Below are 9818 nucleotides of genomic sequence, written 5' to 3' on the forward strand. Positions count from 1 at the left end.
TCATGACCGGGGGCCTGGCTAAAGCGGAGGGCGAGGCGGCGGCGAAGCGAAGCCGCGGCTAGTTTGCCTCGCCGAGCTGAACGTGGATCTGGCGCACGAAGGCGCGGAAGCGGGCGAGGTCGGCGCCTTGCAGCCGCTCGCGGGCATTGATGCGCGCCGTCGTCGGGTTGACCCGCTGATTGTCGACGAGCAGCTCGAAATACAGGTGATCGCCGGTCGCCAAGCCGGAGTGGCCCACCTTGGCGATGGCCTGGCCTTGGCGGATGCGAGAGCCCTCGGTGATGCCGGGAGCGAAGGAATCCAGATGCGCGTAGGTCGTGGCATAGCGCTCGCCATGACCGATGCGGATGTAGAGCCCGTAATTGCCGCGCCAGCCCATATCCTCAATTACACCCTCGGCGGCGGCCAAGACCGGCGTGCCGCGCGGCGCGCGGTAGTCGACGCCGCGATGCATGCGCCGATCGCCCAAGACCGGATGCATCCGCATGCCGTAGCCGGAGCTGACCTTGCCGCCGGAGATGGGTGTGATGAAGTGCGTCTCGTTCAGGACCCGGCCCTCGCCATCGAGGAACTTCGGCTCGCCGTCCCGGGGCGCGTAGCGGTAGACTTGGTGCTGCTTGCCTTGCGTGGTGAGCGTCGCGTAGCGAAGCTGGATGCGATCGGCTTGACGCCGGCTGGCGACAGCCAGACGCTCGTAGATCACCTCGAAGCTCGTGCCGCGGGCGACCCGCTTGGGAAGCGTGGGGTCGTGATCGAAGCCTTGGATCACCTCGCCTGCGATCCGCGCCGGCACACCGGCCGAGATGAGCGAGCCTCGGAAGCTGGTGGCGATCTCGCCGGTGACGCGTTCAACCATCAGGCTTGGCTTGCCGTTGACCTGAGCCGCGCGGAACCCACCATCCCCGGCGCGCACCAGGGTCAAGGACAGCTCGGGCTGGACCTCGAGATGGACGGCCACCAGCTCCGGCGACTCCCCGGCCTCATTCAGGGTAAGGGTCACGACAGTGCCGACATTGAGCCGGCGCAGATCGACGAAATCCTGAGCGGCCTCGATCGCCCTGGTGGCGGCTTCGCGGTTGACCCCGGCGGCCAGCAACACCTTGAGCAAGGTGTCGCCTTGCCCGAGGGTCAGCTCCTGCACCACGGTGAGGCTGCCGCCCGAGCCGGCTGAAGGCGATTGATTGGCAGGCTGGGTATCGCGCGACAGCGACAGCACTTGCTCGAGCGGAGCCCAGTCGAAAAACCCGGCGGAAGCGGGAAGGTAGACGGCAGGGGCAATGGTCAGAAAGGCGGTACCGAGACAAAAGGATAGTATTTTAGGAAATTGCATCCCTTGCATCACTCCCCCCGCCGCCAATGCTGTCCCCAGATCTGCTTGTTTTGTACCGCGAGCTCGGCTTTGACGCCTTATCCCTGGATTTATTCCAAATGCTCGTTTTCTTCTGTTTGTTCCTTAACCACAAATCGGCCTGTGGTCAACCCGCGAAAACTTAAGGCGAATGCCGGACGCACGCCCAAACCGGCCCGGAATCCCAGGCGCGTCGGCTCCTTGCCAATGGCCGACCGGCGATTGCGCGAATAGCCCGGCGCTTCGTCTTCGGTCTAAGATCGCCGACAAGAAGAATTAGGGAGGCGTGTGGGCCGGGATGGCCGCTCAACTCGAAGTCGATCGGGTCAAGGTCAGCTACGGCCAGACGCCAGTCTTGAAGGGAGTCTCGCTCACCGTCGGCGCCGGGGAGTTCGTGGCGCTGCTGGGCTCCTCGGGTTGCGGCAAGACCACGCTGCTTCGCGCCATCTCCGGCTTCGTTGCCGTCGCCGCGGGTGCCATTCGCGTCGGTGGGCGCGAGATCACCCATCAGCCGCCCGACAAGCGCGAGATGGCGATGGTGTTCCAGTCCTACGCGCTCTGGCCGCATATGAGCGCCGCCCAGAACATCGGCTACGGCCTCAAGCTCCGCGGCTGGACCCGTGCCGATATCGCCAAGCGAGTCGAAGAGATGCTCGCCATGCTGAAGCTCGATGGCTTGGGCGAGCGGGCGGTGACCAAGCTTTCCGGCGGCCAACGCCAGCGCGTGGCCTTGGGACGGGCCCTCGCCGTCAGCCCGCAGATCCTGCTCTTGGACGAGCCCCTCTCCAATCTCGATGCCCGCATCCGCGAGGATGTGCGCCACGAGATCAAGGCCCTCCAGCAGTCTCTCGGCATCACCACCATCCATGTGACCCACGATCGCGAGGAGGCAATGGTGCTCGCCGACCGCATCGTCATCTTGGATGCGGGCACGATCGCCCAGGTGGGACCGCCCGAGGAGGTCTACAACCGCCCGGTATCGCCGTTCGTCGCGGCCTTCATGGGGGCGGCGAACGCCATCCGCCTGACCGCGGCGGCGGCCGACGACCATGTCGTCATCGCCGCCGGTCCGCACAACCGCGGGGCGCGCTTGGCGCAGGCGGAGGTTCCCCGCGCCCGGGAGCGGCTGGACGGGCCGGTGCTGGCGCATTTCCGCAGCGAAGCCGCCCGCCTGGTCGATCCCGACGCCGGCGGCGAGGACGAGCTGGTGCTCCGCGGCACCATCGACCAAGCCTCCTATCCCGGCGGCTTCTGGCGCTATGGCGTCAAAGTCGGCAGCTTGCGCTTTCTCGTCGACGATCCGAGGCGGCTAACCGTCGGCTCGCCCGTCGGCATCCAGCTTCCCGCGCCCGCACTCCACCTCTATAGAGAGGTGGGATCGCCATGAATCGGTAACAGGAGGCGGTTAGTTTCCAAGCCGCCCACGACAGAGGAGGAACCCAGATGCTGAGACGTACACTCCTGCAATCCGTCATCGCCGGCGGCGCCGCGTTGGTGCTCGCTCAAGGTGCCGAAGCCCAGCAGAAGACCACACTCAACGTGATGACGGCCGGCGACCAGAACATGGTCGATTACATCACCGACTATCTCGGGCCGATGTTCGAGAAGCAGAATCCCAATGTGAGCGTGCGCGCGGTCGGCACCGGGCCTGGCGATGCCGGCTCGCAGAAGATCTGGGAGCGCCTGGATGCGCAGAAGAAGGCCGGCACCGCCACCTGGGACGTCGACGTCGCCGTCGTGCATCAGGCGATGGCCGGCCAGATGGTCAAGGAAGGGCTCTTGGACGCCTATCGCGACAAGATCTCGACCGGCAAGCTGGTGACCCGCGACACGGCGAAGAACTCGCTCGGCGCCAATGTCGATGGCTTCGTCATACCGATGTTCCATAGCCAGACGGCGATCGCCTATAACCCGGCCATGGTGGCGAGCCCGCCGAAGTCGCTGACCGAGCTCGTGTCCTGGACCCAGGCCAATCCGAAGAAGTTCGGCTACAACGGCATCAAGGGCGGCATGTCCGGTGTGGCCTTCGTCTTCGGCTGGGTCTACGCGAACGCGCCGAATGCAAAGCAGCTGATGGAAGGCCCCTACGACCCGGGGACCAAGGTCAGCATCGATGCGTCGCTGACCAAGCTCAAGGACTTCAACAAGAACGTGGTCATCACCCCGGGCAATGCCGGCACCCTCGACATGCTGAACCGCGGCGAGATCTCCATGGGTGCCGTGTGGGTCGACATGTTCTACACCTGGCAGGCGGAGGGAAGGCTGCCGCCGACCATGCGCCTCCAGCTGATCTCTCCCGGCATGCCCGGCCAGCCCATGTATTACGTGGTGCCGACCAAGGCCGCCAACAGCGAGGTAGCGCGCAAGTTCGTCGAGCTCGCCACCAGCCCGGCGGTGCAGGCCGAAGGCATCGTCAAGCGCTTCAACTGGTATCCCGGCATCGATGCCCAGAACCTCGAGAGCAAGCTCGACAAGGCGGTGTGGGACAAGCTGTTCAAGGACATCACCCCGCAGGAGCTGGCGCAGAAGGGCCAGCCCATGCCGATCGGCCCGTACTTCAAAGAGATCCAGGAGGAATACGAGCGCATCGTGCAGAACTGATCGCTCGCACGTTCTGAAACGCCGATTGCCCCCACCCCCGCCCTCCCCCGCGCAAGCGCGCGAGGGAGGGAGCTAGAGGCCTCCTGCGTACCCCCTCCCTCGCCGCAAGGCGGGGGAGGGTTGGGGTGGGGGCACTCGGCCTCGGTTGCAGCATGACCCCCACCCGCCTGCTCTCGCTGGCCCTCGTTACCCCGGCACTGGCGGTCGTGCTGGTGCTGTTCGTCTATCCCCTGGGCTTCTCGCTGGCGAGCGCGTTCGAGCCGCCCGGCGGCGGCTTCGGGTTCGCCAACTTCATCAAGGCCTTCGAGCTCTACGACAAGGACATCCTGTTCACGCCGGTGCTGATCGCGCTGTCGACTGCGATCATCGCCTTGGTCTCGGTCGCCATCGGCGGCTATCTGACCCTGGGCGGCAATCCGGTAGCGGTGGCGGTGCTGGCCTGGCTTTACCGCTGGCCCCTCTTCGTGCCCTTCATCGTGGCGGCGCAATGCATGCGCACCTTCCTTGCCAAGAACGGGCTCATGAACAACGGCTTGGTTTCCATGGGCCTCCTCGACACCGAGCAGACGGTGGGATTCCTCGATTGGCGCGGCATCGTCGCCACCTTCGTATGGAAGCAGACGCCCTTCGTCGCCCTCATGGTCGCCGGCGCCATGGCCTCGCTCGACCGTTCGACCATCGATGCCGCGCGCAATCTCGGCGCCTCGCGCCTGCGCATCCTCATCGAGATCCTGGTGCCGCAGATCCGCGGCACCTTGATGGTCGGCCTCATCCTCTCCTTCGTCACTATGATGTCGGTGCTCTCGGTGCCGCTGATGCTGTCGGGGGCGGCGCCGAACCTGCTCACCGTCGACATGGCCTACCGCATCAACGCTCAAGGCGACTACGGTGTCGCCAACGCGCTGGGCTTCATCTCCTATCTCATGACCGGCATCGTCGGCTGGATCTATCTCCGCCGTAGCCTGGAAGAGCGCACGCGATGAGCGCCGGGGTCCTGCGCTGGCTGCCGCGGACGATCGTGCTGGTGCTGGTCGCCATCATCATCTTCGGGCCCCTCGCCAATCTCGTGCTGTGGTCCTTGGCGGAGGCTTGGTATTTCCCGAACAAGCTGCCCTCCGAATGGGGCTTCCGCTGGTGGGAACGGGTGTTCCGTCCCCAGGGGCGCGCCATGGAGTCGCTCGAGGTCTCGATCGCGATCGCGCTTCTGACCGTGGCGACTTGCCTCGCCATCGCGGTGCCGGCGGGCCTGGCGCTCGCCCGCGGCCGGCTGCCCTGGCGGCCCCTGGTGATGCTGGCCTTTCTCCTGCCCCAGGCCTTCCCGAGCTTGCCGATCTACATCAACATCGCCCGCATCTTCTACAGCTTCGGCTTGAACGGCACGGTCGCCGGCGTCGTGCTGGTGCACACCGTGCACGGCCTCGTTTATGCCGTGTGGATCACCACCGCGGCCTTTGCCACCGTCGAGCCGGAGCTGGAGCAGGCGGCGCGCAACATCGGCGCCTCGGCCCTGCGCACCTTCTTCACCGTGACCTTGCCGCTGGCGGCCCCCGGCATCGTCGCCAGCGCCATCTTCGTGTTCCTGGAATCGCTGGACGAGTTCACCGGCTCCTTCTTCGTCGGCGCGCCGGAGGTGACCACGCTGCCGCTCCTCTTGTTCTCCGCCAGCATGGCCGGCAACTACCAGATCTCCTCGATCACCGCGCTCGTGCTCCTGGTGCCTTCGATCGGCTTCATGCTGGTGGTCGAGCGCTTCCTCAAGGCCGACGTGCTGGCCAAGGTCGGGACTTAGCCGGCGAGCGGCTACCGGAGCCCGCGATGGCTCCTATTCGCGGCGGTTCCTATCGAGAGGCGGTCCTGGCTTCCTTGATCACGCGGCTTGCACTTCCGCCGCGATCTCCGCGCCGCGCTCGATCTGCGTCACGGCCAGGTCATACTGCGTCTGCAGGTTCATGAAGAACTGCGGTGACGGGCCCAGCAGCCGATGCAGCCGGAGCGCGGTGTCCGCCGTGATCGCCCGCTCGCCGGCGAGGATGCGGGAAAGCCGGCTCTGGGGAATGCGCATGAGCATGGCCGCCCGCGTGGCGCTGAGCCTGCGTGCCTTCAGCTCCTCTGCGATCGTCTCTCCGGGCCTGACGGGAGGTAGGATTCCCGAGGCCGGCATCGCCAAGTCCGCGGTCTTGTCAGTGTGGGTCATGAATGTGCACCTCATAGGCATCGCGTTCACGGAACTCGAACAAGAGCCGCCACGGTCCATTGATGTCGATCGACCAGAACCTCTTGAGCTTTCCCTTCAGCTTATGCAGGCCGACCGAATTCAGCTTTGCGAGATCATCGAACGAAGTCGCGGCATTCAGCTGAGCCAGCCGGCGGCGGGCGAGCCCTTCGTCCATGCCGGAGAACTTGCTTCTTCCGCCGAGCGCAAACCTTCTCGAGCTTGAATCCCGGAAGGTTCGAATCATGCCCAGAAGGTAATGCCTGGGGGGCATTGCGTCAAGATTGCCGCCCGAGGATGCCAGAGCTGAACTTGACGTCGTGCAAACTCAGAAGGTTATTCGCGAAGAGCGTGGGGCCAGCGCCCGCCCCTAGACCGCGAGCGCCATGCCGCCGGTGGCCGGGTCGGCGGCGCCGGTGACCCGGCCGTTCTCGATCATGACCGCGTGCACGCGGGCCGCGATGAAGCTCTGCACGCTGTGGATGGTCTGGTAGCCCATCCGGCCCAAGGCCGCGCAGACCGTGCGTGGGATGCGGGCGCTCACATCGATGGCGTTGCCGGTGGCCGAGAAGTGCGGCGCGCTCACCGCTTCCACGATCGGCATGCCGAAGTCGATGGCATTCAGGATCACCTGCAGGATGCCCAAGGGGATGCTGGAGCCGCCGGGGGCACCCAGCACGATGTAGGGCTCGTTCCCCTTGAAGACGATGGCGGGCGCCATCGAGCTCATCCGCTGCTTGCCCGGCGCGAGCGACTGCGGGTGGCCGGGTCTGGGATCGAACATCGCCATGGCGCCGTTGTACATGAAGCCGAGGCCCTCGGTGATGACGCCGGACTGCATGCCCAAGGAATGGGTGAGCGTGACGGCATTGCCCTCGGCATCGAGCGCGGAGATGTGCGTGGTATCCGCCGCCTCCTTCGCCTCTGCGCGCGCGATATGGGCGCGCTCGCCCTTGGCGATCGCTTCGGCCTCGACCGCCGCCGCCGCGCGATCGATGATGCGCTCGACCGGCACCTGGATGAAGGCGGGATCGCCGATCAAGCGGTCCTTGACCACGCCGGCGCGCTTCATCACCTCGGCCACCACCTGGATGTATTCAGGGGTGTTGTGGCCGAGCCCTTTCAGATCGAAGCGCTCGAGCGTGTGCAGCATCTTCAAGAGCATCGGTCCGGAGCTCGCCGGCTGGGTCACGCTCACCCGGTGGCCGCGATATTCGCCCCAGATCGGCTCGCCGCGATCGACCATATAGGTCTCGAGGTCGCGCCGGGCCACACGGCCGCCATGGCGCTCCATGTCGGCGGCGATCTGCTCGGCGAGGACGCCCTTGTAGAAGCTGTCGGCACCTTCGGCGGCGATGCGCCTCAGCGTCCTGCCATAGTCCGGGTTCTTCACCACGGTTCCAATGGGATGCGGCGCGCCCGAGCTGGCGAAGAAGAGCGACGCACAGGCAGGGGTGAAGCGGAGCCGCTCCATGACCTCGACCCGACCCATGCCTTCGAGCGTGGTCCAGTAGGTGTGGACCGCCGGCGTCACTCGGTAGCCCTCCTCCGCCAGCCGGATCGCCGGCTGGATCACTTGCGCCCAAGGCAAGCGCCCGTGGCGGCCGTGCAAATCCTGGAAGCCCTTGAGCGAGCCCGGCACGGCGATCGACTGATAGCCGAGATCGTTGACCCTGCCCTTGAGCACGAAACCGAAGCCGTCGCGGGTCTCGTATTCGAAGAGATCGGCCCACATGTCGGGCCGGACCGAGAGCGGCGCCTTGGAGAGGAAGTTCACCACCTCATGCGTCTTTTTCTTCGGCAGATAGAGCTGCGCCACTCCGAAGCCGGCGATGCCGCACATCATCTGGTCGACGACGCATTGGGCAAAGGCGCAGCCGATGACGGCATCGACCGCATTGCCGCCGGCCTGATAAAGCAGCGCGCCGGCTTCGACCGCGTCGGGCTGCGGGGCGACGATCATGCCCCGCGCGAGGCCGCTCATATCTGCACCACCTTGCCGGGGTTCATCAGATTCATGGGATCGAGCGCCTGCTTGATGAGACGCATGACGCTGACCGCCTCGCCATGCTCGGCCTGCAGGAAGCTGAGCTTGCCGTAGCCCACACCGTGCTCGCCGGTGCAGGTGCCGCCCATGGCGAGCGCTCTCAGCACCATGCGGTCGTTGTGCTTCTCGGCGCGCCCCATCTCCTCCTTGTCGGCGGGATCGATCACATAGACCAGATGGAAATTGCCGTCGCCGACATGGCCCACCAGCGGCGCGTAGAGGCCGGACTCCTCCAGATCCTTCTTGGTCTCGGAGATGCATTCGGCGAGCCTGGAGATCGGCACGCAGACATCGGTCGGCCAGCCCTTGGCGCCGGGGCGCTGGGCGAGTGCGGCATAATAGGCGTTGTGCCGCGCCTCCCAGAGCTTGGTGCGTTCCTCCGCCTTGGAGGTCCAGCGGAAGTCGGTGCCGCCATGCTCGGAGGAGATCGCCTGCACCATCTCCGCCTGCTCGACCACGCCCGCTTTGGTGCCGTGGAATTCGAAGAACAAGGTGGGTGCCACCTGATAGTCGAGCTTGGAGTAGTTGACGCAGGCCTGCATCTGCTTCTCATCCAGGAGCTCGATGCGCGCCACCGGCACGCCCGATTGGATGGTCTCGATCACCGTCTGAACGGCCTCTTCGATGGTGGGATAGGCGCAGACCGCAGAGGAGATCGCCTCGGGAATGCCGTAGAGCCTGAGCGTCACTTCGGTGATGACGCCAAGCGTGCCCTCGGAGCCGACCATGAGCCGGGTGAGGTCGTAGCCGGCCGCGGATTTCCGCGAGCGCCTGGAGGTGCGGATGACGCGGCCATCGGCCAAGACGACGGTCAGGCTCAGCACGTTCTCGCGCATGGTGCCGTAGCGGACCGCGTTGGTGCCCGACGCCCGAGTGGCCGCCATGCCGCCCAACGAAGCATCGGCGCCGGGATCGATGGGAAAAAACAGGCCGGTGTCGCGAAGGTATTCATTGAGCTGCTTGCGCGTGACTCCCGCCTGCACGGTCACGTCGAGATCGGCGGCGTTCACCTCCAGCACCTTGTTCATCTGCGAGAGATCGATCGAAACCCCGCCATGGAGTGCCGCCACGCCGCCCTCGAGCGAGGTGCCGGTGCCGAAGGGGATCATCGGGACCCTGTCGCGCGCGCAGAGACGGACGATCTCGGCCACCTCCTCGGTCGTGTGGGCGAAGGCGACCGCGTCCGGCGCCATCACTGGGTGATAGCTCTCATCCTTGCCGTGCTGGTCGCGCACCGCCGGGCTGGTGGAGAGACGGTCGCCGAGCAATTGGCGCAAGGCCTCGATCGCCCGGCTCTTCGGCTGGGGTTGTGCGGTCATGAGCGAGACTCCTCGAATCCGTGCGCAAAGCTAGCAGGTTGCGGCTGTCTTCGCATGGCCGGCGTAGTTCAAAATTGTCATGGCCGGGCTTGACCCGGCCATCCACGTGGCTCGGTCTTACGGATGGAGGACGTGGATGCCCGGGTCAAGCCCACGGCTGTCCGGTTTAGTTTTTGTAGACAGGGCGCATGACGTTGATTCATCTGCGTCTGGAACGTCTGGCAACGTTTCTGGACACGGAAGGGACCAACGTCATGCGCCACCAGAATAGCGTATTTCACAGCGTTCATA

9 protein-coding genes are annotated in these 9818 nt (G+C 65.6%); 4 read left to right on the forward strand and 5 right to left on the reverse strand.

Going from position 1 to position 9818, the window contains the following annotated elements; genetic code table 11:
* Nucleotides 1–58: 58 nt before the first annotated feature.
* Nucleotides 59–1330, reverse strand: coding sequence for a peptidoglycan DD-metalloendopeptidase family protein (locus HY058_11670; protein MBI3497952.1), 1272 nt, complete (start codon nt 1328–1330; stop codon nt 59–61).
* A gap of 316 nt (nt 1331–1646) precedes the next feature.
* Here HY058_11670 and HY058_11675 point away from each other — a divergent pair, with 316 nt between their 5' ends.
* The 4 genes from HY058_11675 (at nt 1647) to HY058_11690 (ending at nt 5738) form a co-directional block, all read left to right on the forward strand.
* On the forward strand, nt 1647–2735 hold the full coding sequence (locus HY058_11675) for an ABC transporter ATP-binding protein (protein MBI3497953.1): 1089 nt from the start codon (nt 1647–1649) through the stop codon (nt 2733–2735).
* Nucleotides 2736–2791: 56 nt separating this feature from the next.
* Entirely contained in the window at nt 2792–3949 is a 1158-nt protein-coding gene (locus HY058_11680; protein ID MBI3497954.1) for an extracellular solute-binding protein, read from the forward strand.
* 152 nt (nt 3950–4101) lie between these two features.
* Nucleotides 4102–4932, forward strand: coding sequence for an ABC transporter permease subunit (locus HY058_11685; GenBank protein MBI3497955.1), 831 nt, complete (start codon nt 4102–4104; stop codon nt 4930–4932).
* Nucleotides 4929–5738 (forward strand): ABC transporter permease, encoded by an 810-nt coding sequence (locus HY058_11690; protein ID MBI3497956.1) that lies wholly within the window; start codon nt 4929–4931, stop codon nt 5736–5738. Before HY058_11685 ends, HY058_11690 begins: the two co-directional genes overlap by 4 nt.
* A gap of 78 nt (nt 5739–5816) precedes the next feature.
* Here the strand turns inward: HY058_11690 and HY058_11695 are convergent, their stop codons facing one another.
* From HY058_11695 to HY058_11710, 4 genes are all read right to left on the reverse strand, one after another.
* On the reverse strand, nt 5817–6110 hold the full coding sequence (locus HY058_11695) for a HigA family addiction module antidote protein (protein MBI3497957.1): 294 nt from the start codon (nt 6108–6110) through the stop codon (nt 5817–5819).
* 19 nt (nt 6111–6129) lie between these two features.
* Complete coding sequence (locus HY058_11700; protein MBI3497958.1) at nt 6130–6408, reverse strand: type II toxin-antitoxin system RelE/ParE family toxin; 279 nt, start codon at nt 6406–6408, stop codon at nt 6130–6132.
* Between the two features lie 123 nt (nt 6409–6531).
* Complete coding sequence (locus HY058_11705; GenBank protein MBI3497959.1) at nt 6532–8124, reverse strand: gamma-glutamyltransferase family protein; 1593 nt, start codon at nt 8122–8124, stop codon at nt 6532–6534.
* 17 nt (nt 8125–8141) lie between these two features.
* The gene (locus tag HY058_11710; GenBank protein MBI3497960.1) at nt 8142–9527 is read right to left on the reverse strand and encodes an FAD-binding protein; all 1386 of its coding nucleotides are present in this window, start codon (nt 9525–9527) and stop codon (nt 8142–8144) included.
* Nucleotides 9528–9818: the final 291 nt, after the last annotated feature.

The sequence above is a fragment of the Pseudomonadota bacterium genome (genome assembly GCA_016195085.1).
GTDB lineage: Bacteria > Pseudomonadota > Alphaproteobacteria > SHVZ01 > SHVZ01 > JACQAG01.